The organism is Acidovorax sp. AC410, from assembly GCF_979253235.1.
Genome location: NZ_CEEDCG010000001.1, coordinates 28,104 through 49,017 on the forward strand (window position 1 = coordinate 28,104; position 20,914 = coordinate 49,017).

General features: G+C 68.8%; 17 protein-coding genes. 9 read left to right on the forward strand and 8 right to left on the reverse strand.

From position 1 onward, the window contains the following. Positions 1–13: 13 nt before the first annotated feature. Positions 14–823: a protein-L-isoaspartate(D-aspartate) O-methyltransferase gene (locus tag AC0IZS_RS00130; RefSeq protein WP_471633788.1), complete on the reverse strand. Its 810-nt coding sequence runs from the start codon at positions 821–823 to the stop codon at positions 14–16. After that, on the reverse strand, positions 823–1,593 hold the full coding sequence (gene surE, locus AC0IZS_RS00135) for a 5'/3'-nucleotidase SurE (RefSeq protein ID WP_471633789.1): 771 nt from the start codon (positions 1,591–1,593) through the stop codon (positions 823–825). Before surE ends, AC0IZS_RS00130 begins: the two co-directional genes overlap by 1 nt. 130 nt (positions 1,594–1,723) lie before the next feature. On the opposite strand from surE, the gene AC0IZS_RS00140 reads away from it, so the two are divergent. The 4 genes from AC0IZS_RS00140 (at position 1,724) to AC0IZS_RS00155 (ending at position 7,829) form a co-directional block, all read left to right on the forward strand. Continuing rightward, positions 1,724–2,698: an NADPH:quinone oxidoreductase family protein gene (locus AC0IZS_RS00140; RefSeq protein WP_471633790.1), complete on the forward strand. Its 975-nt coding sequence runs from the start codon at positions 1,724–1,726 to the stop codon at positions 2,696–2,698. Positions 2,699–2,802: 104 nt separating this feature from the next. Next, a complete protein-coding gene (locus AC0IZS_RS00145; RefSeq protein ID WP_471633791.1) occupies positions 2,803–4,332 on the forward strand; it encodes a GGDEF domain-containing protein in 1,530 nt (509 codons plus the stop codon). Between the two features lie 10 nt (positions 4,333–4,342). Further along, positions 4,343–5,902 (forward strand): alkaline phosphatase D family protein, encoded by a 1,560-nt coding sequence (locus AC0IZS_RS00150; RefSeq protein ID WP_471633792.1) that lies wholly within the window; start codon positions 4,343–4,345, stop codon positions 5,900–5,902. A gap of 130 nt (positions 5,903–6,032) precedes the next feature. Then, entirely contained in the window at positions 6,033–7,829 is a 1,797-nt protein-coding gene (locus tag AC0IZS_RS00155) for a gamma-glutamyltransferase family protein (RefSeq protein WP_471633793.1), read from the forward strand. Between the two features lie 830 nt (positions 7,830–8,659). Here the strand turns inward: AC0IZS_RS00155 and AC0IZS_RS00160 are convergent. Together AC0IZS_RS00160 and AC0IZS_RS00165 are read right to left on the reverse strand one after the other, a co-directional pair. Then, the gene (locus AC0IZS_RS00160) at positions 8,660–9,091 is read right to left on the reverse strand and encodes a cupin domain-containing protein (protein ID WP_471633794.1); all 432 of its coding nucleotides are present in this window, start codon (positions 9,089–9,091) and stop codon (positions 8,660–8,662) included. A 107-nt stretch (positions 9,092–9,198) separates the two neighbouring features. Then, positions 9,199–9,948 carry a sulfite exporter TauE/SafE family protein gene (locus AC0IZS_RS00165; protein ID WP_471633795.1) on the reverse strand — a complete coding sequence of 250 codons (750 nt, stop codon included), beginning with the start codon at positions 9,946–9,948 and terminating at the stop codon, positions 9,199–9,201. Positions 9,949–10,085: 137 nt separating this feature from the next. Here AC0IZS_RS00165 and AC0IZS_RS00170 point away from each other — a divergent pair, with 137 nt between their 5' ends. Next, a complete protein-coding gene (locus tag AC0IZS_RS00170; protein WP_471633796.1) occupies positions 10,086–11,063 on the forward strand; it encodes a LysR substrate-binding domain-containing protein in 978 nt (325 codons plus the stop codon). A gap of 83 nt (positions 11,064–11,146) precedes the next feature. Further along, positions 11,147–11,821, forward strand: a complete 675-nt coding sequence (locus AC0IZS_RS00175) for a hypothetical protein (protein ID WP_471633797.1) — start codon at positions 11,147–11,149, stop codon at positions 11,819–11,821. 15 nt (positions 11,822–11,836) lie between these two features. Here the strand turns inward: AC0IZS_RS00175 and AC0IZS_RS00180 are convergent, their stop codons facing one another. Beyond that, positions 11,837–12,670, reverse strand: a complete 834-nt coding sequence (locus tag AC0IZS_RS00180) for an aldo/keto reductase (protein WP_471633798.1) — start codon at positions 12,668–12,670, stop codon at positions 11,837–11,839. A gap of 435 nt (positions 12,671–13,105) precedes the next feature. Here AC0IZS_RS00180 and AC0IZS_RS00185 point away from each other — a divergent pair, with 435 nt between their 5' ends. Then, positions 13,106–15,892, forward strand: coding sequence for a di-heme oxidoredictase family protein (locus AC0IZS_RS00185; RefSeq protein WP_471633799.1), 2,787 nt, complete (start codon positions 13,106–13,108; stop codon positions 15,890–15,892). Between the two features lie 36 nt (positions 15,893–15,928). Here AC0IZS_RS00185 and AC0IZS_RS00190 read toward each other — a convergent pair whose 3' ends face one another. Beyond that, complete coding sequence (locus AC0IZS_RS00190) at positions 15,929–16,561, reverse strand: pyridoxamine 5'-phosphate oxidase family protein (protein ID WP_471633800.1); 633 nt, start codon at positions 16,559–16,561, stop codon at positions 15,929–15,931. A gap of 116 nt (positions 16,562–16,677) precedes the next feature. On the opposite strand from AC0IZS_RS00190, the gene gcvA reads away from it, so the two are divergent. Beyond that, entirely contained in the window at positions 16,678–17,577 is a 900-nt protein-coding gene (gene gcvA, locus AC0IZS_RS00195) for a transcriptional regulator GcvA (protein WP_471633801.1), read from the forward strand. On the opposite strand, the gene AC0IZS_RS00200 is transcribed toward gcvA, so the two are convergent. Beyond that, positions 17,574–18,110 carry a carboxymuconolactone decarboxylase family protein gene (locus AC0IZS_RS00200; protein ID WP_471633802.1) on the reverse strand — a complete coding sequence of 179 codons (537 nt, stop codon included), beginning with the start codon at positions 18,108–18,110 and terminating at the stop codon, positions 17,574–17,576. The two genes, gcvA and AC0IZS_RS00200, sit on opposite strands and share 4 nt — an antisense overlap. A 185-nt stretch (positions 18,111–18,295) precedes the next feature. Here AC0IZS_RS00200 and AC0IZS_RS00205 point away from each other — a divergent pair, with 185 nt between their 5' ends. Then, on the forward strand, positions 18,296–19,168 hold the full coding sequence (locus AC0IZS_RS00205; RefSeq protein WP_471633803.1) for a cupin domain-containing protein: 873 nt from the start codon (positions 18,296–18,298) through the stop codon (positions 19,166–19,168). A gap of 16 nt (positions 19,169–19,184) precedes the next feature. On the opposite strand, the gene AC0IZS_RS00210 is transcribed toward AC0IZS_RS00205, so the two are convergent. Beyond that, complete coding sequence (locus tag AC0IZS_RS00210; protein ID WP_471633804.1) at positions 19,185–20,831, reverse strand: acyl-CoA synthetase; 1,647 nt, start codon at positions 20,829–20,831, stop codon at positions 19,185–19,187. Positions 20,832–20,914 lie beyond the last annotated feature (83 nt).

A 20,914-nucleotide genomic window follows, 5' to 3' on the forward strand; every position in this document is an offset into this window, starting at 1 on the left:
AAGCATTTTCCCTTCAGGCAATCCCCGATTTTAGAGGGACAAAGTGAACCGGCTCGAGCACGCTTTGTTTCAACCCGTGTGGGGTCTTGTCAATCACCAGCAACATCTGCTGCCCGCCGGCCACCGCCATGGGCGCCACCAGGCGCCCGCCCACCGCCAACTGGTCGCACCACTCCTGCGGCACGGCGTCGCCGCCGGCCGCGGCGATGATGGCCGCGTAGGGCGCGCCCTTGGCATAGCCGAGCATGCCGTCGCCCAGCATCAGGTGGACATTGGCCAGGCGAAACGGGCGCAGGTTGTCGCGCGCCTTGTCGTGCAGGCCGCGCAGGCGCTCGATGGTGTAGACCTCGCGCGCCAGCAGGCCCAGCACGGCCGCCTGGTAGCCGCAGCCGGTGCCGATCTCCAGCACCCGGGCCAGGCCGGCCGGCCGGGCGCTCTCGGCCGACAGCAGCAGCTCGCACATGCGCGCCACCACGCTGGGCTTGGAGATCGTCTGCCCCAGGCCGATCGGCAGACTGGTGTCTTCGTACGCCTGGTTGACCAGGCCACTGTCCACGAAGCGGTGGCGCTCCACCGTCGCCAGGGCCTGCAGCACGGCCGGCGAGGTGATGCCCCCGGCCGCGATTTTTTGCACCATGCGGTTGCGCACGGCCGCCGAATCCAGGCCCACGCCCACGGCCGTGGCGGCCGGAGCCCGCTGGCCCAGACCGGCCCCGGCGCCCTTGGGGGTGCCTGCACCGGCGCCCACACCCGATCCTGCCGGGCGCGGCGCCGGCGCACCGCTGCCGGGAAGCCTGGCGGGAAAGCCCGGACGCCGCTGCATCACACCCCCGCCGCGAGCTTCGAGGCGGTCTGCGCCCAGTAGCCCAGGTTGTCATGGTCCGTGAGGTCCACCTTGAGGGGGGTGATGGCCACATGCCCCTGCGCCGTGGCATGGAAATCCGTGCCCTCGGCATCGTCCTTGGCCGCGCCTGCGTTGCCGATCCAGTACATCGCCTCGCCCCGCGGGCTCTCCTGCACGATCACGCGCTCGGCCGCATGCCGGCGCCCCAGGCGGCACAGCCTGATGGACTTGAGCGCCGCCAGCGGCATGTTGGGGATGTTCACGTTGAGCAGCCAGGGCACCTCGGTCACCAGGCTCTGCGCCCGCATCTGCTCGACGATCTCGCGCGCCTTGGCGGCGGCCGCCTCGATCTCGCCCCAGCCCTTGTCCACCTGCGAGAAGGCAATGGCAGGCACACCGAAGAGATAGCCCTCCATGGCGGCCCCCACGGTGCCCGAGTAGATGGTGTCATCCCCCATGTTGGCACCATTGTTGATGCCCGAGACCACCAGGTCGGGCCGGTAGCCCAGCAGCCCGGTGAGGGCGATGTGTACGCAGTCCGCTGGCGTGCCGTTCACATAGCGAAAACCGTTGGCCGCCTTGGTCACGGTCAGCGGCGAATGCAGGGTCAGCGCGTTGGACTTGGCACTGTTGTTGTGCTCGGGCGCGACCACCTCCACCTCCACGCCCGCCAATGTCTTGAGCGCGTCATGCAGCGCCACGATGCCAGGGGCCTGGAAGCCGTCGTCGTTGGAAATCAGGATCTTCATGGATTGGGGTCGGGTTTGCCTCGGATTGTAGGACGCGCCCGGTGCGGGCGGGCCCCGGTCGCTCGGGGGACATCGCGCGCCACGACGGCGCGCCTATCATCCGGCGCATCACTGACAGGAGACTTTTCCCATGCACGCTTGGCTTTGCACCAACCCCACCGGCGTCGAGGCCCTGGCCTGGACCGAACTGCCCACGCCCACGCCCAAGGCGGGGGAGGTGCTGATCGAGATCAAGGCTGCCAGCCTGAACTTTCCCGACCTGCTGATCGTGCAGAACAAGTACCAGATGAAGCCACCGCTGCCCTTCGTGCCCGGCTCGGAGTACGCAGGCGTGGTGCAGGCCGTGGGCGAAGGCGTCAGCCACCTGCAGGTGGGCCAGAACGTGGCCTGCCTGTCGGGCACCGGAGGCTTCGGCACCCACACCATCGCACCAGCGGCGCTGTGCATGCCTCTGCCGCCGGGCTTCTCGCATGTGGACGCGGCCGCCTTCATCATGATCTACGCCACCTCCTACCATGCGCTGGTGGACCGGGCGCAACTCAAGGCCGGCGAAACCGTGCTGGTACTGGGCGCTGCGGGCGGCGTGGGCACCTCGGCCATTCAGATCGCCAAGGCCATGGGCGCGCGCGTGATCGCCGCCGCTTCCAGCGACGAAAAGTGCGCGCTGTGTACCTCCATCGGCGCCGATGCCACCATCAACTACAGCAAGGACAACCTGCGCGAGGCCATCAAGGCCCTGACCGATGGCAAGGGCCCCGACGTGATCTACGACCCGGTGGGCGGCGATTTCGCCGAGCCGGCCTTCCGCTCCATCGCCTGGCGCGGGCGCTACCTGGTGGTGGGCTTTGCCTCCGGCCCCATCCCGGCGCTGCCGTTCAACCTGGCGCTGCTCAAGGGCGCCTCCATCGTCGGCGTGTTCTGGGGCGACTTCGCCAAGCGCGAGCCCAAGGCCAATGCCGCCATGATGGGCGAACTGGCCCAGTGGTACGCCAAGGGCCGGATCAAGCCCGTGATCGACCGCACCATGCCCATGGCCGAGCTGCCTGCGGCCTACGCCCACATGGGCTCGCGCGGCGTGATGGGCAAGCTCGTGATGGTCAACTGAGACCCGGCGCCGAAAACAGACGCTGGGCGCAACGCCTGCAACGGGAAACAGAGGGCTGTGTCAAACTCGCGGTTCATCGCAGCCCCTGTTACTGGTGCCCGCCCATGGCCGACCGTCCACCTTACGAAATCGCACGCGAAACGCTCAAGCAGCTCTCGACCCGCCGGCTGGCCCCGACACCCGAGAACTACCTGGCGATCTACGACGAGATCGCCGGTGTGCGCAGTGCTGCGCCCTTTCCCGACGCGCAGCTGGCCAGCATCCTGCGCCTGATTCCCGGCCAGACCCCGGGGCAAAAACGCCTGCTCGGCCAGTTCGAGAAGGCTGTCGCCAACAAGGACTGGAGCGGCCTGCAGAGTGTGCTCGTCGGCTATGCCAATCTGGGGCTGAGCCCTGCCGCAGCCGCGCCTGTCGAGCTGGCCAGCCCCGCCCCCGTCAGCGTCCTGCCGCAGGACCTGGCCGAACTGCTGGCCCGCCTGATCGACAACACCCTGCCCGCACTGGGCGAAGACGACGCGCGCGTGCTTGAGATGGCCGGGCAGCTCACCACCTTCCTGCGCGAGCCCGCCCCCCTCATCCCCACGCTGATGCTGATGCTGGGCAACTTCACCTACCGGCTGTCGTTCGCCACCGAGGACCAGGCCGCCATCCGCGCGGGGCTGCTGGAACTGCTGCACATGGTGTTCGAGAACATCGCCGTGCTCAGCGCCGACGACCGCTGGCTCAAGGGCCAGGCCGAGGCACTGATGACCGCCGCCACCCCGCCGCTCACGCTGCGCCGGCTCGACGATGTGCAACTGCGCCTCAAGGACGTGATCTTCAAGCAGACCGAGGCCAAGGCGCGCACCATCGAAGCCCAGGAGCAAATGAAGGAGCTTCTGGCCACCTTCATCGAGCGCCTGGCACTGATCACCGCGTCCAGCACCACCTACCAGGGCACCATGGAGCGCTGCGCCGACCTGATCGGCAAGGCCGCCAGCCTGCAGGAGATCGCGCCGGTGCTGGAGGAGGTGATGACCGCCACGCGCAGCATGGCGCTGGACACCAAGCTCACCCACACCGAGCTGCTGGACCTGCGCGAGCGCACCGAGGCCAAGCACGCCGAAGTCACCAAGCTCCAGCAGGAGCTCGATCGCGCCAGCGCCCAGGCGCGGCACGACCCGCTCACGGGCAGCCTCAACCGCAAGGGCCTGGACGAGGCCATGGAGCGCGAGATCGCGCGCTCCCGCCGCCTGGGCGCACCGCTGTGCTTTGCGCTGCTGGACATCGACAACTTCAAGCTCATCAACGACCGCCTGGGCCACAGCGTGGGCGACGCCGCCCTGGTGCACCTGGCGCAGGTCACGCGCGAGGTGATGCGACCGCAGGACCTGCTGGCCCGCTATGGCGGCGAGGAGTTCGTGCTGCTGCTGCCCGACACCGCGGTGGAAGCCGGTGTGGCCGCCATGACGCGCCTGCAGCGCGAGCTGACCACGCGCTTCTTCCTGCAGGGCAGCGAGAAGATCCTGATCACCTTCAGCGCAGGCGTGGCCCAGCTGCACGACAGCGAGAGCAGCTTCGACGCGATCAAGCGCGCCGACCAAAGCATGTACCTGGCCAAGCGCTCCGGCAAGAACCGCGTGATGGCGGCATGAGCCCCCGCCAGTGAATCCCCAGCAACGTCGCTCGTTCCTTTGGCTGGCCGCACAGGGCGCGGCCGCCACCACCCTGCCCCGCTGGGCCTGGGCCCAGCCGCAGCGCCAGCAAACCCATCCCTTCGCGCTGGGCGTGGCCAGCGGCGACCCCAGCGCCGACGGCGTGGTGCTCTGGACACGCCTTGTCCCTGCGGAGCCGGGCCAGGCCAGCACGCCCCTCACCGTGCACTGGGAGCTGGCCGACGACGAAGGCTTCAGGCGCATCGTCCAGCGCGGCCAGGCCACGGCCCTGCCGGCGCTGGGCCACAGCGTGCATGTGGAGCTGACCGGCCTTGCGCCGGGCCGCTGGTACCACTACCGCTTCATGCACGGCGATGCCGTGAGCGCCACCGGCCGCACACGCACCGCGCCCGCCGCCGACGCCCTGCCCGAGCGCCTGCGTGTGGCCTTTGCCTCGTGCCAGCGCTGGGAGCACGGGCACTACGCCGCCTGGCGCCATGTGCGCGCAGATGCGCCGGACCTGGTGCTGTTTCTGGGCGACTACATCTACGAGTACGCCAGCCCGCGCGACACCACGGGACTGGCGCGCATGCACGGCCTGCGCCTGGCCACCACCCTGGCCGACTACCGCGACCGATACGCCCTGCACAGGAGCGACCCGGCCCTGCAGGCTGCCCACGCCGCCTGCCCCTGGTTGGTGACCTGGGACGACCACGAAGTGCAGAACGACTACGCCGGCAGCACGGGCAAGGGCGACCCCGCCGCCTTCCTGGCCCAGCGCAGCGCCGCCTGGCAGGCCTTCTACGAAAACATGCCCCTGCGCGCCGCCAGCCTGGTGCAGCGCGACACCACCGCCCTGCAGCTGTACCGGCGCCTGCCCTGGGGGCGCCTGGCGCAACTGCACGTGCTCGACGCGCGCCAGTACCGCAGCCTGCAGGCCTGCCGCACCACCAGTGCCAGCGGTGCCGGCGCCGTGCGCCCCAGGGACTGCGCCGAACTGGCCGAACCGGCCCGCAGCTTCCTGGGCACCGCCCAGGAACAGTGGCTGGATGCCGGACTGGCGGCCGACGCCCGAGACGACCGCACCCGCTGGAGCGTGGTCGCGCAGCAAACCCTGTTTTCGCCGCGCCACTACCCCTCGGGCGTGGTCTCCAGCGACAGCTGGGACGGCTATCCCGCCGCGCGCGCCCGTCTGCTGCAGTCCATCGCGCAGCATGCCCCGCGCAACACCGTGCTGCTGGGCGGCGACATCCACCAGAACTATGTCTGCCGTGTGCTGGCCGACGCGGCCCGGCCCGACGCCCCGGTGATCGCCAGCGAATTTTGCGGCACCTCGATCAGCTCGCGCTCGGGCACCACGCAGGACAAGGTGGATGCCGTGGTGCGCCACAGCCCGCATGTGCTGCTGGCGCGCTGTGAGCAGCGCGGCTATGGGCTGGCCGACATCACGCCCACCCGCTGGACCACCACCTTGCGCGTGCTGGACGACCCCTTGCGCGAGGACAGCGGTGCCAGAACGCTGGCGCGCTTCGTCGTCGAGGACCGGCGCGCAGGGCCGGTGCCGGCCTGAGAACCTGTTCAAGGCGGCCCGGCGCTGGCAATGTCCTTTCGGTCGCTTGTAGCATCCTGTAAAAAAGGGACACCGCCGCCGTGCAGGCGCCTTACCATGGTCTGCATCCCAGCCCCCTTGGAGACAAGCGATGCGCAAGACACCCACCCTGACCCTGCTGGCCCTGGCCGCACTGCTGGCCGGCTGTGCCAGCTCCCAGCGATTCGAGTACACCGTGCCCGCCCAGCCCGAAGGTTCCTCGGGCTACACCGAAAAGCCCGGCTGGGCCACCGAGAAGTTCGCCGTCGCCGCCGCCAACCCGTTAGCCACCGATGCCGGCTACCAGATCCTCAGGGCCGGCGGTTCGGCCCTGGACGCGGCCATTGCCGTGCAGATGGTGCTCACGCTGGTGGAGCCGCAGTCCAGCGGCATCGGCGGCGGCGCCTTTTTGCTGCACAGCACCGGCGTCAAGGTGGAGGCCTATGACGGCCGGGAGACCGCGCCGGCCGGGGCCGACGAAAAGCTCTTTCTCGGCGCGGACGGCAAGCCTGTGCCGTTCTACGACGGCGTGGTGGGTGGCCGCTCGGTCGGCGTGCCGGGCACCGTGCGCATGCTCGAGATGGCGCACAAGGAGCACGGCAAGCTGCCCTGGGCCACGCTGTTCCAGCCCGCCATCACCCTGGCCGAGGGTGGCTTCAAGGTCAGCGCGCGGCTGAACACCCTGGCCACGGCCGACGCCCACCTCAAGAAGGACCCGGTGGCGGCGGCCTACTTCTACAAGCCCGATGGCGACGCGCGCGACGTGGGCTTCAACCTGCGCAACCCCGAGCTCGGTGCCGTGCTGCGCCGCATCGCGGCCGAGGGCAGCAAGGCCCTGCACGAGGGCGAGATCGCCCAGGCCATCGTGGACAAGGTGCAAAAGCACCCCACCAACCCCGGCAAGCTCAGCATGGCCGACTTGGCCGGCTACCAGCCCAAGAAGCGCGAGCCCCTGTGCCACGACTACCAGGTGGCCAGCAAAAACTACCGCATGTGCGGCTTTCCGCCGCCGAGCTCGGGCGCCATCGCCATCGCGCAGATCCTGGGCATCCTCAAGAACACCGATGCGGCCGCCATGCCGCTGGAAGACGGCCTGCCGACGGCCGACTGGCTGCACCTGTACACCGACGCCGCGCGCCTGGCGTTTGCCGACCGGGCGCTGTACGTGGCCGACCCCGACTTCGTGCAGCCGCCGGCCGGCAGCTGGAGCAGCCTGATCGCACCGGCCTACCTGGCCGAGCGCGCCAAGCTCATCGGCACACAGAGCCTGAAGGTCGCCCAGCCCGGCAAGCCCGGCGCCGTGGCCACGAGCTACGCGCCCATGCCCGACCAGCCCGAGTACGGCACCAGCCACATCAGCATCGTCGATGCCTTCGGCAATGCGGTGGCGATGACGACGACCATCGAGGACCAGTTCGGTGCACGCCAGATGGTCAAGGGCTTTCTGCTGAACAACGAGCTCACCGATTTCAGCTTTGCCCCGGCCGACGCACAGGGCCAGCCGATCGCCAACCGCGTGCAGCCGGGCAAGCGGCCGCGCTCGTCGATGTCGCCCACCCTGGTGTTCGACAAGGCCACGGGCGAGTTGCTGATGAGTGGCGGCAGCCCGGGTGGGGCGGCCATCATCCACTACACGGCCAAGACGCTGTATGGCGTGTTCAACTGGGGATTGATGCCGCAGCAGGCGATCAATCTGCCCAACTTCGGCTCGATGAATGGGCCTTCGTTGCTGGAGGAGAAGCGGTTCCCGTCGCTTACCGTGGAGACCTTGCGGGCGCGGGGGGCCGAGGTGCGGGAGATGAACATGACCAGTGGGTTGCAGGCCATCACGCGGGGGCATGCGCATGGGAAGAAGCTGTGGTTTGGGGGGGCGGATCCGCGGCGTGAAGGTGTTGTGATGGGAGACTGACCTGGTTCTTCATGCATTGTCGGTCCCGTCCGCTGGAATCGTGCGGTTTGCCTGGTTGAAGGGCGGAGGCCGGGATGTGCGCCCGGCGGCGCAGTAACTTTCTCTTGCGTCGCCAAGAGAAAGTCACCAAAGAGAAGACGACCCCCAGTCTGCGTCCCCCGTACGCCCTGTCGGGCGAACGGGGGCAGCCTGCGATGCTCGGTCCTGGGGTGGTGCCGCAGAACTCGCTGCGTTCTTCGAACTCCGCTCAGACAACTGCGGCAAGCTAGTTCACGAAGTGCATGTGTCCTGCGGCACATGCACCCACCCCAGCCCCTGCGCTTCTCGGCGCAGCCAGCAGGGGTGGGGAGCGGGTACCACACGGCTGCTGCTTCGCAGCTGCGCCGGGTGTCGGGTCGCGCTGCGCGCTGCCGACGTGCTGGGCGATCGTTCTGGCGAGCCGAGCGCAGCGAAGGACCACAGGCCGAGCGAAGCAATGGCCCGTGTGGAGCCCGCTCCCACCCCCTTCTGACCGTGCCGAGAAGCGCAGAAGCTGGGGTGGCGCGTGTGCCGAAGGACACACGCGCTTCGTCATCTGACTCGCCGCAGATGTTTGAGCGGAGTTCGAAGAACGCAGGGAGTTCCGAGGCGCACCCCAGCTTCGAGCATCGCAGGCTGCCCCCAGCGCCCGACAGGGCGATGGGGGACACGGGCAGCGGGGTCGCCTTTTCTTTGCCTTCTTTCTTTTGGCGACGCAAAAGAAAGAAGGTGCGCCGCCGGGCGCACATCCCGGCCTCCGAACTCGACTAAAGCATGCCGTTCAAAACAGACCGCACACGCATGCAGGGAGATTACTGCTCCGCAATCACATCCACAAAAACCAGCGGCTCAGTACCCGTGTTCGTGAGCCCGTGCGATTCATTCTTGCGCACGATGGTCACGTCGCCAGCCTTCACCGCCACATCCTTGCCATCCTTGTCCTTGAAGGTGCCACGGCCCGAGATGATGATGTAGGTGTCCTCATTCGTCGTGTGCTTGTGGTAACCGATGGAGTCGCCGGGCTTGAGGGTCAGCCAGCTGATTTCCTTGATGGCCTGGTCTTTCAGGGCCTTGTCGCGGGTGAAGGCGTATTCGCCGATCAGGGTGCCCTTGCCACCACCGGCGGCCTCCTTGTTGACCTTGATGAGTTCTTCCTTGGTGAACACGTCGGCCAGGGCCGGCGTAGCCGCGAGGGACAGGGCCATGGCTGCGCCCGCAGCCCATGCAGAAATTGCTTTTGTCATATGTCTCCAGTGTTGTTGTCGTGGCAGCGCATGGCGCACTGCCGGTGGAGATAGTAGAGCCTGCCGGGCTGCGCGTGCCCGGGCCGTCAGGAATCTGAAGGCCCCGCTCATCCCGCCAGCCTGGGCAGCGCCGATGCCAGCATCGCCACGCCGGACAGCGTGAGCATGCCCAGCACGATCTGGCGAAATCGCGCCTCGCTGATGCCGTGGTACAGCCGCGCGCCCAGCAGCACGGGCACCAGCATGGCGGGCAGCGCCACGGCCAGGTAGGGCAGCATGGGCGCCGTGACCATGCCCGTGGCCAGGTAGGCCACCATGGTGACGAGCAGCATGGCCAGGTTGAAGTTCTGGACCACGGCGCGCTGGGCGTCCTTGTCCCAGCCGCGCAGCGTACACCACAGCGTGGGCAGCACGCCGGTGAAGCCGCCGATGCCGCCCATCACCCCACCCGCCATGCCGACCACCGCATCGGCCAGCCGGCCGCCGCGCGTGAGGCGCGGCAGCTGCTTGGCCAGCAGCATGGCCGGGCACCACAGCACCAGCAGCGTGCCCAGCACCAGCTTGAAGGCGTCCATGTCCAGCCGCGGCAGCAAGGCCACGCCGATGGGGATGCCCGCCAGCCCGCCCAGCACGAAGGGCAGCAGGCGCAGCTTGTCGAAGCCCCGGCGCACCGAGAACGCAGCGAGCACCTGGCCGGTGAGCGAGCCGGCGACCACCAGCACGGCTGCCAGGCGCGGCTCCAGCGTCCAGGCCCAGAGCGACATCGCCGTCAGGCCAAAGCCAAAGCCCGACAGCCCTTGTACGAAGCCTGCCGCCGCTGCGCCCAGCGCCACGATCACCAACACCGACGAATCCATTGCCTGCCCCTGTGGTTGTTGCCTGGCGACCGCTCGTACGGTGCCCGCAGCCGTGGATTGTGTTCGCTTCATATAAGCAAACCATCAGCAATTACTATCTACCCATGCGATTTTTCGCATACCCTTTTCAAACCGCCATGCCACCCCACGACACCGATGCCGCCCAGGCCCTGCAGGCCCGCCTGGCCTCGCGCCTGAAGATGCGGCACCTGGTGCTGCTGCAGCAGATCGAAGCCCATGGCACGCTCACCCGCGTGGCGCACCACATGGCCACCAGCCAGCCGGCCATCACCCATGCACTGGCCGAGCTCGAAGCGATCTTCGGTGCGCCGCTGTTCGAGCGCTCTGCGCGCGGCATGGTGCCCACCGCGCTCGGCACCCTGGCGCTGGCCCGCGCGCGCACCATGCTGCAGGACCTCACCCACTGGGCGCTGGACATCGAGGCCGCCAGCGCCGGCCGCGCCGCGCATCTGCAGATCGGCGTGATCCCCTTCGTGCCCGGTCGCCTGCTGGCCGCCGCCATCGGCCAGACGCGGCCGCGCGGCCTGCGCGCCACGGTCAGCATCCACGAAGGCACCAGCGACCACCTGCTGCAGCGCCTGCGCGCGCACGAGCTCGACTGCGTGATCGGCCGTGCCTCGGCCGTGCTCGACATGGGCGGCCTGGTGCATGAGGTGCTCTACCACCAGGAGCCCCGACTGATCGCCCACCGCCGCCTGTCGGCGCGGCTGGCGCGGCGCCCGCTGTCCTGGCCCGAGCTGGCCGAACTCGACTGGGTGCTGGGCGCGCGCCAGACCCCCATGCGCGAGCAGATCACCGACTTCTTCCTGCGTGCCGGTGTGGCGCCGCCGCAGGCCTCTGTGGAGAGCCTGTCGTCCAAGGTCATCGGCGAGTTGATCGCGGCCAGCGAGCGTGCCGTCTCCATCGTGCCTGCCGACATCGCGCAGGAACTGGTGCGCATTGCCGGCGTGGCCATCGTGCCGCACCGCTTTGGCTGGACGCTGCCGCCCATCACGCTGTTCCAGCGCTCCGAAGGCGCGCAGTATGCGGAGGTGGCATTGCTCGCGCAGGCACTGCGCGATGCGGCTGCCGGCTTTGCAGCGGAGGCGGCATGAGCTCCTTTTTTCAGGGAACCTTTGGCGTGGGGCTCCACTCCATAGGGCCCATAGAACCGGGGATACCTGCCATGCAACGAAGAATGCTTGTCATTGCCACGTCCAGCCTTGTCGCCAGCCTGGCGGCGGGCTGCGGCTCCCGGCCGAAGCTGGCTGAAGCCACCAGCACCGCAGACCCCGCTTCGGATGCACCGGAGCCGGGCCGCGCCACCATGCCCCTGGCCGATGCACCGGCCTCGTATGCGCAAGCGCTCCAGCGCTGGAAGGGCCCGGCCGATGTGAACGCCTTCATCGGTGCGCGTTTCGAGTACGACCTGCAGCGCGCCATGCAGTTGTCCGAAACCCAGCGCAGCCGCAGCGGGCGCATGCCCATCCACGAGCCGGCGGCGTTCTTCGTCAATCCCCGCGGCGTGTGCGTGGACCTGTCGCGCTTTGCCGTGGAGACGCTGCGCGCCGTGGACCCAGCCTCGCGCCCCGGCTACGTGATGATCGAGTTCAACCCGGTCGCCATCCGTGGCAACACGCTGCGCCGCCACTGGGTGGCCTCGTTCCAGCGGGAGGGCCAGACCTGGTTCTTTGCCGACTCCAAGCGGCCGGGCCATATCGCCGGTCCGTATGCGGACACGCAGACCTTCATGACCGAGTACGCCAAGTACCGCGGGCGCGAGATCGTCGCGTTCAAGGAGATGGACGGCTACGAGCGCAAGCTGCGCTCGGCATCCGCCAGGAAAGAACGCGAGGAAGAATCCGTGCCGTAACTGCCCGCTGCGCGCTCAGAACGCCGCCGTCAGCGGGTCCGGCCCGATGCGCCCTTCGGCCTGGTCCAGTTGGGCAATGGCTGCCATGTCCTGTGCGTCCAGCACAAAGTCGAAGACATCCGCGTTCTCGGCGATGCGGCCGGGGTTGACCGACTTCGGGATCACGACGTTGCCCACCTCGATGTGCCAGCGCACGACGACCTGGGCCGGCGTCTTGCCGTGTTTGGCAGCGATGGCCTGGATGCCCGCATCCTCCAGCAACTGGCCCTGGCCCAGCGGGCTCCAGGCCTGCGTGGCGATGCCGTGCGCGGCGTGGTAGTCGCGCAGCCGGCGCTGCTGGAAGCGCGGGTGCAGCTCGATCTGGTTGAGCACCGGTTTGGCACCCGTCTCCTGCACCAGGCGGTCAATGTGCTCGGGCTCGAAGTTCGAGACGCCGATGGAGCGCACCCGCCCTTCGGACTGCAGGCGCACAAAGGCGCGCCAGGTGTCCACGTACAGATCGCGCGAAGGGTTCGGCCAGTGGATCAGGTACAGGTCGAGCACATCGAGGCCCAGCAACTGCATGCTGGCATCGAAGGCACGCAGCGTGGAGTCGAGGCCCTGCTCGGCGTTCCACAGTTTGGTGGTGATGAACACCTCCTCGCGCGCCACGCCGCTGGCACGCAGGCCTTCGCCCACGCCCGCCTCGTTGCCGTAGATGGCCGCGGTGTCGATATGCCGGTAGCCCGATGCCAGTGCCGCCTTCACGGCCTGCGCGGTGGCATCGGCCGGGGTGCGCCATACGCCCAGACCGAGTTGGGGGATGGAGCGGCCATCGTTGAGTAGCAGGGAAGGATGCGGCTGGGTCATTGCTGGGTTCCTGGCGTCTGGCGGTTGGAAGGTTCGATCCGCTGCATGCGGCTTGCAAGGCATCTTCGCACGCATGCCAATTTGCTGCACACCCGCAGCCAATAGCGCCCATCGAAGAGACTGCAGCCGCCCGCGCGGCCATATGCCATCAACCCCGGTTGGCTGCCAAATGAAATATTTCCATGGCGCCCACCAAAGTGCATCCATATGCAACCGCCCCAAAACAGGGAGCACCATAGGCCAAGCCGCGCGCCGATGAACGTGGCCTACGAACGCGCCCTTGGCAGATACGTCTGCACACGTTTTGCAATTAATTAACGCAAATTAACTGAGGCGGCCACGCAACTGCGGTAGACGGCGCGATGGACTGCATGCCTATGATTTGCCCACAACAAACGCACACGGATGCGGGGTGGGAAAAACATGCAATACACGATGATCAAACGCGCGCACCGCAGTGCGCGCTGGGGAGCGCTGGGCGCATTCGCGCTGGGCCTGGCCGCCTGCGGTGGAGGCAGCACGGACAGCGGCGGCAGTGGGCAGGAGGCTTCACAGTCTTCGTCCAACGTGGTCTACGTGCAGCAGAAGTCCGCCTACCAGGTGGCGGCCGCAGCGCCCACCCAGCCGGGCGTGGCCATCAAGCCTGTGACGGCAACCTCGTCGGCGGTGGAAAACCCCGGCATGGCGGCCACGGCCGCCATCGACGGCAACCTGGGTAGCCGCTGGGGCAGCAGCTTCGTGGACGATGCCTGGATCCAGTTCGACTTTGGCGCCAAGGTCGACGTGGGCTACATGAAGCTGGTCTGGGAGCGCTCCTACGGCAAGGAGTACGCGCTGCAGGTTTCGCAGGACGGAAGCACCTGGACGCAGATCCGCTATGTCACCAACGGCAAGGGCGGGACCGAGGAGTTCCTGAACCTGGGCATGAGCGCCCGCTACATCCGCCTGCAGGGCGTGGCGCGGGCCGGGGGCTACGGCTACTCGCTGTTCGAGGTGGAGTTCAAGACGCCGGGCACCGACAACACCCAGGGCGTGGGCGCGACCTCGGCCTGGCGCTACCCGGCCAATGGCCAGGGGCTGGCACCCTTGCCCGCCGCACCCGAGGCTGCCGAGCTGACCCAGTTCCGCCTGGCCGATGGCACGCTGGTGACGCGCTTCGGCGCACGCGCCCTGGGCCGCCACGGCCGCGAGCGGGGTGAAGAGTGGAACGAGATCGGCTTTGGCCCCAACGACACGGTGGACCCGGTCACAGGCGCCCCCGTGGACAAGGGCCCCGGTGCCCACCTGACCTTCGTGACCCAGTATTTCCAGAACCGCACCTGGGGCATGGAGATCATCGACAACAGCCGCGTGGCGGGCGTGACCAAGCCCACGCTGGTGGTCAACCGCTACACCACGGTGGACTTTTTGCCGGGCGACACGGCGTTCTTTCGCGCGTTCGACCGGCCCGGCGTCACCGGCTACGGCTGGATGAATCCGGGCGAGCTGGTGGACCGCAACGCCAAGGTCTGCGCACCCACGGCCTACCCGGCCAACGGCCGCCTGGCCAGCCCCGATGGCATCAACGGCCCCTGCACGCTGCGCATCAAGGACTACCCGGGCCACGGCGGCCTGGGCGCCGACGGCCTGCCCAATGGCACCAACGTGCCCTCGCGCGCGCTGGTGGCCGGCGATGCCATCGAGGTCTCTCCCGCGATGTTCAGCACGCGCGAATCCATGTCCTCCAGGGGCGACAACGGCGGCATCCGCTACTACTCGGCCGAATGGCTGTACGTGGTGGGCACCGGCCTCGTGCCCTGGTATGGCGTGCAGCCGCGGCTGAACTCGGCGCCGCTGCCGGCGATCACGCTCTCGGGCGGCACCGGCTCGGTCTCGTACAACTACTCGGACAACGGCGCCTCGATGTTCCAGCAGCCGTTCAACAACGTGGGCATGCAGAACATGCAGCGCTTCGTCGAGGGGCGCCGGCTGATCCACACCAGCTTCGACACCGGCGCCCATAGCGAGCCGGGCAACGACCCCTACATGCCGGCCGCCAAGCTGCAGGGCACGCACTTCAACCAGTCGGCCTGCGTGGCCTGCCACGTCAACAACGGCCGCAGCCCTGCGCCCATGCAGGTCAACCAGCGCCTGGACAGCATGTCGCTGCAGACCGCGAGCCTGGGCGATGCCGGCCAGCAGCAACCGCATCCGCGCTACGGCAGCGTGCTGCAGATGAACGCCCGCGCCGCCACCGGCGAAGCGCAGGACTGGGGCAACAGCGTGCGCGTGGCCCGGTTCGAGACGCGCAATGTGCGCCTGGCCGATGGCAGCGTGGTGGAGCTGCGCAAGCCCGTGCTCGGCTTCGACGGCCCGGTGCCAGCCGTCCACTCGCTGCGTGCCGCGCCCCCCATGATCGGCATGGGCCTGCTCGAAGCCGTGCCCGAGGCCGACATCCTGGCCCGCGCACGCACCGTGCCGGATGCCGATGGCGTGAAGGGCGTGCCCAACTATGTGTACGACCCCGAGAGCGGCGTGGTGCGCCTGGGCCGCTTCGGCTGGAAGGCGTCCAAGGCCACGCTGCGCCAGCAGGCCTCCACGGCGCTGCTGCAGGACATGTCGGTCACCTCCACCGTCTACCCCTCGCGTGATTGCAACTACGGCCCCACCGCCTGTGCAGCAGGCGCGCGCAAGCCCGGCATCACCGAAGCCGACCTGGCGTCGATCTCCAACTACCTGGCCCTGGTGGCCGTGCCCGCCCAGCGCAGCCAGGCCAGCGGCTTCCCCAAGGGCGTGGCGCCGCTGGACGAGCACCGCGTGAACCCGCAGCAGGTCACCCTGGGCGCGAGGCTGTTCGACAGCCTGCGCTGCGTGGCCTGCCACACGGCCGAGATGAAGACCGGCCCGGGCCACCTGTTCGCCGAGCTGCGCGACCAGACCATCCGCCCCTACACCGACCTGCTGCTGCACGACATGGGCGCCGAGCTGGCCGACAACTTCGCGCAGGGCCAGGCCACGGGCGCCCTGTGGCGCACCGCGCCGCTGTGGGGTATCGGCTATACCGAAAAGGTGATGGGCGCAGGCCAGGCCGCCAAGGTGGGCTACCTGCACGACGGCCGGGCCCGCTCGCTGACCGAAGCGGTGCTCTGGCATGGCGGCGAGGCCGATGCCGCACGCCGCCGCTTCGAGGCGCTGCCCACGGCGGACCGCGAAGCGCTGCTGGCCTTCCTGCGGTCGCTGTGATCGGCCTGGAGCGGGCGCCCTGCCCGCTCCTGCCGCTCAATACAGGGTCGTGCGCTGCCGCTCGGGCAGCGCCTGGTCGTAGGCCGCGCCATCGAAGCTCTGGCTGATGGCCGAGAGGATGGCGCCGGGTGTGGGCACGGGCCGGGGCGCACCGGGCTCGGTGGCCTCCCACAGGCGCGAGCGCAGGATGGCGCGGGCGCACTGGAAGTACACAGCCTCCACCGCGATGCGGATCACGCACTTGGGCGGCTGGCCGCCGACCACGAAGCGCTCCATCAGATCGGGTGCCGTGGTGATGCTGGCGCGGCCATTGACCCGCAGCGTCTCGCCCACGCCGGGGATCAGGAACAGCAGCGCCACGCGCGGGTCGGCCACGATGTTGCGCAGGCTGTCCACGCGGTTGTTGCCGCGCCGCTCGGGCAGCAGCAGGGTGCGCTCGTCCAGCACCTGCACGAAGCCCGGTGGGTCGCCGCGTGGCGACGCATCGAGCCCGCCCGGGCCGGTGGTGGCCAGCACGGCAAAGGGCGACGCCTCGATCATGGCGCGGTACGAGGGATGCACGAAAGGCACCTCTTTGGACAGCGAGGCCTCGCCGGGCGTGCCGAACAAGGCTTCGAGCTGGGCAATGCTCTCGATGGAATGGGCAGTATCGACGGCGGTGGCGGTCATGTCAGCGTCCAGGGGTGGGTGGCAAAGATGGCGGGTGGCACGGTCGCCATGGTGCAGTGCGGCACCGCCAGCGACAAACGAGTTTACGGCGGCCCATGCGTGAGAAAATCACACGCATGACGCCCCGCCTGCCCCCGCTCAACGCCGTGCGCGCCTTTGCAGCGGCGGCCCGCCACCAGAGCTTCACGCTGGCGGCGGCCGAGCTGTTCGTCACGCATGGCGCCATCAGCCGGCAGGTCAAGGCACTCGAAGAATTCCTCGGTGTGGCGCTGTTCGAACGGCGCGTGCGGCAGGTGTCGCTCACGCCCGAGGGGCAGCGCTTCTTTGCCGAGGTGGCCCCGGCACTGGAGCAGATCGGCGCCGCTGCACGGGCGCTGATGGAAGGCGCTCCCGCGCGCACGGTGACGATCAATGTGCGGCCTTCGTTCGCGGTGCGCTGGGTGATTCCGCGCCTTCCGGACTTCGTGGCGCAGTTCCCCGGGATCGAGCCCCAGGTGGTCACCAGCACGGTCTCGCCCGACCAGGTCAACGAGCACTTCGACGTGGCGATCCGCCGCGGCCGCAGTGCGGGCTGGCCGACATCCATCGCGGTGCAGCCCTTCTTGCAGGACGAGGCGCTGATCGTGGGTGCGCCCGCCCTGTTGGCGACCATGCCAGTGGCCGAGCCCCGCGCGCTGGCGGCGCATGTGCTGCTCTGGTCGCGCTCACGCCCCGACGACTGGGACCACTGGAAGCGCCAGGTGGGCGCGCCGCGCCTGCGGCCGGCCAGTCAGCTGCAGTTCGACCACCTGCACTTCGTGCTGCAGGCCGCACTCGATGGTCTGGGCTTTGCATTGGCCCCGGCTTCACTGGTGGCGCACGACCTGACCGCCGGCCGCCTGGTGTGCCCCCTGCCGGCACTGCGCCTGCCGCTCACGCGCCACTACTACGGCCTGGCACCCGACGCGGCACCCGAGGCGCAATGCGTTGCGCAGTGGCTGCAGGCACAGCTGGCAGCCGGCAGTACAACTGTCTAGCGCAAGGCCACAGCCGGGAAGTCCACCAGCACCTGCAGCGCCACGTTGACGTAGTTGGTGAAGAGGTTGAGCGCCACGTGCGCAATCACCTCCACGATCTGGCCGTCGCTCAGGCCTTGGTCGCGCAGCGCCTGCAGGTCCCCGGCAGGCACCTGCCCGCGCTGCTCCACGAGTTGCAGGGCAAAGCGCAGCACGGCAGCCGTGCGCGGGTCGGCCGAGTGGCCGGACTGGGCAGCGTCCAGTGCCTCGCGCGCCACGCCGGCCTTGCCACCCAGCGCCACGTGCGCGGCCAGGCAGTATTCGCAGGCATTGCGGTTGGCCACGGCCACGGCGATCTGCTCGCCCACGGCCGCGCCCAGCGTGCCGCCGCTGAGCGCCGCAAAAGAGCCCCACATGCTCTGCAGCGCGGCGGGCGAATGCGCCACCGCGCGGAACATGTTGGGCGTGCCGCCCATGGCACGCTGGATCTGGTCCAGCAGCGGCTGGCTGGCTGCGGGGGCTTGCTGGTGGTCGACGAGGGAAATGCGGGACATGGCTTTCTTCCTTGAGAAATTGACAGACAGAGACCCCTGCAACAAAGCGAAGGGGCGTTGGGATGGCTTGCGGCACCTGCTACCGGGCACAGCGCCTGTGCTCTCAGCCACCGGGGCAGTTTCTCGCCGACCCATGTACCATTGGTATTCAAAAATCCACCATTCATACCCAATCATCCAAATCGATGGACACCACCCCTGCCCCACTGGACCGGCTGTCCTCCCTGCTTGAACGCTTTCGGGTGCGTGCCCACCTGTTCCACAACGGTCCGCTGTGCGGCGTCACGCGCTACCAGGCCGCACCGGGCCGGGGTTTCCTGCATGTGCTGCGCCAGGGCGAGATGGTGGTCACCCACCGGCCGCAGCCCGGATTGCTGGAGCGGGTGGAGGTGCGCGAGCCCAGCCTGCTGTTCTATCCGCGCCCGCTGGAGCACCATTTCCACAACGCGCCTACCGAGGGTGCGGACTTCACCTGCGCGGCGCTCGACTTCGAAGGCGGCAGCAACCACCCGCTGGCACGCGCCCTGCCCGCCCTGATCGTGCTGCCGCTCAGGGAAGTGCCTGGGCTGGAGCATTCGCTGGCGCTGCTGTTCAGCGAGACAGACCAGGTGCGCTGCGGCCACCGGCTGCTGGCAGACCGTTTGTTCGAGGTGGTATTGCTGCAACTGCTGCGCTGGCTGCTGGACCACCCCACGCAGGCGCCGCTGTCGCCCGGCCTGCTCACCGGCCTGGCAGACCCGCGCCTGGCGCGCACCCTGGTGGCGCTGCACGATGCACCGGGCAAGCCCTGGAGCCTGGCGCTGATGGCCGAGGTGGCCGGCATGTCGCGCAGCGCCTTTGCGGCGCACTTCAAGGCCGTGGTGGGGGACACACCCGCCGGGTACCTGGCGCACTGGCGCCTGGCACTCGCGCAGGCCCAGCTCAACCAGGGGCGCTCGGTCAAGGCGATTGCCGACGACCTGGGCTACGCCAATGCGTCGGCCCTGTCGCGCGTGTTCGCGCAGAAGGTGGGCGCATCGCCACGCGCCTGGCGCGACGCGGCGCGGGCAGGGGCATAGCAGCCGCCCCTCGGGCTCAGACGTCGATGGCCTCGGCCGACCCCGCCTGCTTGCGCAGCTCGAACTTCTGGATCTTGCCGGTGCTGGTCTTGGGCAGCTCGCCAAACACCACGGCGCGCGGCACCTTGAAGCCGGCCAGGTGCTGCTTGCAGTGAGCCACGATGTCCTCGGGCGTGAGCGTGGCACCGGCCTTGAGCTCGACGAAGGCGCAGGGCGTCTCGCCCCACTTGGGGTCGGGCCGCGCCACCACGGCGGCAGCGAGCACGGCGGGGTGGCGGTAGAGCACATCCTCCACCTCGATGGAGGAGATGTTCTCGCCGCCCGAGATGATGATGTCCTTGCTGCGGTCCTTGATCTTGATGTAGCCGTCGGGGTACTGCACGGCCAGGTCGCCGCTGTGGAACCAGCCGCCGGCAAAGGCTTCGTCCGTGGCCTTCGGGTTCTTGAGGTAGCCCTTCATCACGATATTGCCCTTGAACATGATCTCGCCCATGGTCTCGCCGTCCTGCGGCACGGGCTGCAGGGTTGCGGGGTCGAGCACGCGCACATCGCGCTCCAGGTGGTAGCGCACGCCCTGGCGGGCGTTCAGACGGGCGCGCTCGCCGATGTCCAGGTCATCCCAGGCCCTGTGCTTGGCGCACACGGTGGCGGGGCCGTACACCTCGGTCAGGCCATACACATGGGTCAGGTCGAAGCCCATCTTCTCCATGCCCTCGATCATGGACGCAGGCGGCGCGGCACCCGCCACCATGGCCTGGATGCCGGCGGGCACGCCGGCCTTCATGGCGTCGGGCGCATTGACCAGCATGCCATGCACGATGGGGGCGCCGCAGTAGTGCGTGACGCCGTGCTGGCGCATGGCGTCAAAGATGGCCTGCGCCTCCACCCGGCGCAGGCAGACGTTGACGCCCGCGCGTGCCGCCACCGTCCACGGAAAGCACCAGCCGTTGCAGTGGAACATCGGCAGCGTCCACAGGTAGACCGCCCCCTTGGGCATGTCCCACTCCAGCACGTTGCTGATGGCATTGGTGGCCGCGCCCCGGTGGTGGTAGACCACGCCCTTGGGGTTGCCGGTGGTGCCACTGGTGTAGTTCAGGGCGATGGCATCCCACTCGTCGGCGGGCAGCTCCCAGGCATGCTGCGCGTCGCCTGCGGCCACGAAGGCGTCGTAGTCCGTGCCGCCCAAGTCTTGCACGGCGGGGCCGTACACGGCGTCCTGCACCGTGAGCACCAGGAGCGGCGCCTGCGACTTGCGCCATGCCAGGGCCTTGGCGAGAGTGCCGGTGAACTCCGGGTCGACGATGATGGCACGGGCCTCGCCGTGGTCGAGCATGAAGGCGATGGTCTCGGGGTCCAGCCGGGTGTTGATGGCGTTGAGCACGGCGCCCGCCATGGGCACGCCGAAATGCGCCTCCACCATGGGCGGGGTGTTGGGCAGCAGTGCGGCCACGGTGTCGTTCTTGGCTATGCCGGCGCGGTTCAGGCTGCTGGCCAGCTGGCGGCAGCGCGCATAGGTCTGGCCCCAGGTCTGGCGCAATTCACCATGGACGATGGCCAGGCGGTCCGGGTAGACCTCGGCCGTGCGCTCCAGGAAGGACAGGGGCGACAAGGGCGCGAAGTTGGCCGGGTTGCGGTCCAGGTGCTGGTCGAACATGTGGGGCATGGCAGGGATTTCCTTCGCGGGGACGATGAACCGCCCTATTACAACGCAGGGTTGTTGCGGGGATCTGCGGGCGAACCCGGGGC

Excerpts from the sequence above, each read along its gene's own strand:
- surE (WP_471633789.1), bottom strand. The coding sequence starts at position 1,593 with ATGAAGATCCTGATTTCCAACGACGACGGCTTCCAGGCCCCTGGCATC.
- AC0IZS_RS00190 (WP_471633800.1), bottom strand. The coding sequence starts at position 16,561 with ATGACCGCCACCGCCGTCGATACTGCCCATTCCATCGAGAGCATTGCC.
- AC0IZS_RS00175 (WP_471633797.1), top strand. The coding sequence starts at position 11,147 with ATGCTTGTCATTGCCACGTCCAGCCTTGTCGCCAGCCTGGCGGCGGGC.
- AC0IZS_RS00160 (WP_471633794.1), bottom strand. The coding sequence starts at position 9,091 with ATGACAAAAGCAATTTCTGCATGGGCTGCGGGCGCAGCCATGGCCCTG.
- AC0IZS_RS00165 (WP_471633795.1), bottom strand. The coding sequence starts at position 9,948 with ATGGATTCGTCGGTGTTGGTGATCGTGGCGCTGGGCGCAGCGGCGGCA.
- AC0IZS_RS00145 (WP_471633791.1), top strand. The coding sequence starts at position 2,803 with ATGGCCGACCGTCCACCTTACGAAATCGCACGCGAAACGCTCAAGCAG.
- AC0IZS_RS00170 (WP_471633796.1), top strand. The coding sequence starts at position 10,086 with ATGCCACCCCACGACACCGATGCCGCCCAGGCCCTGCAGGCCCGCCTG.
- AC0IZS_RS00185 (WP_471633799.1), top strand. The coding sequence starts at position 13,106 with ATGATCAAACGCGCGCACCGCAGTGCGCGCTGGGGAGCGCTGGGCGCA.
- AC0IZS_RS00180 (WP_471633798.1), bottom strand. The coding sequence starts at position 12,670 with ATGACCCAGCCGCATCCTTCCCTGCTACTCAACGATGGCCGCTCCATC.
- AC0IZS_RS00210 (WP_471633804.1), bottom strand. The coding sequence starts at position 20,831 with ATGCCCCACATGTTCGACCAGCACCTGGACCGCAACCCGGCCAACTTC.
- AC0IZS_RS00205 (WP_471633803.1), top strand. The coding sequence starts at position 18,296 with ATGGACACCACCCCTGCCCCACTGGACCGGCTGTCCTCCCTGCTTGAA.
- AC0IZS_RS00140 (WP_471633790.1), top strand. The coding sequence starts at position 1,724 with ATGCACGCTTGGCTTTGCACCAACCCCACCGGCGTCGAGGCCCTGGCC.
- gcvA (WP_471633801.1), top strand. The coding sequence starts at position 16,678 with ATGACGCCCCGCCTGCCCCCGCTCAACGCCGTGCGCGCCTTTGCAGCG.
- AC0IZS_RS00155 (WP_471633793.1), top strand. The coding sequence starts at position 6,033 with ATGCGCAAGACACCCACCCTGACCCTGCTGGCCCTGGCCGCACTGCTG.
- AC0IZS_RS00200 (WP_471633802.1), bottom strand. The coding sequence starts at position 18,110 with ATGTCCCGCATTTCCCTCGTCGACCACCAGCAAGCCCCCGCAGCCAGC.
- AC0IZS_RS00130 (WP_471633788.1), bottom strand. The coding sequence starts at position 823 with ATGCAGCGGCGTCCGGGCTTTCCCGCCAGGCTTCCCGGCAGCGGTGCG.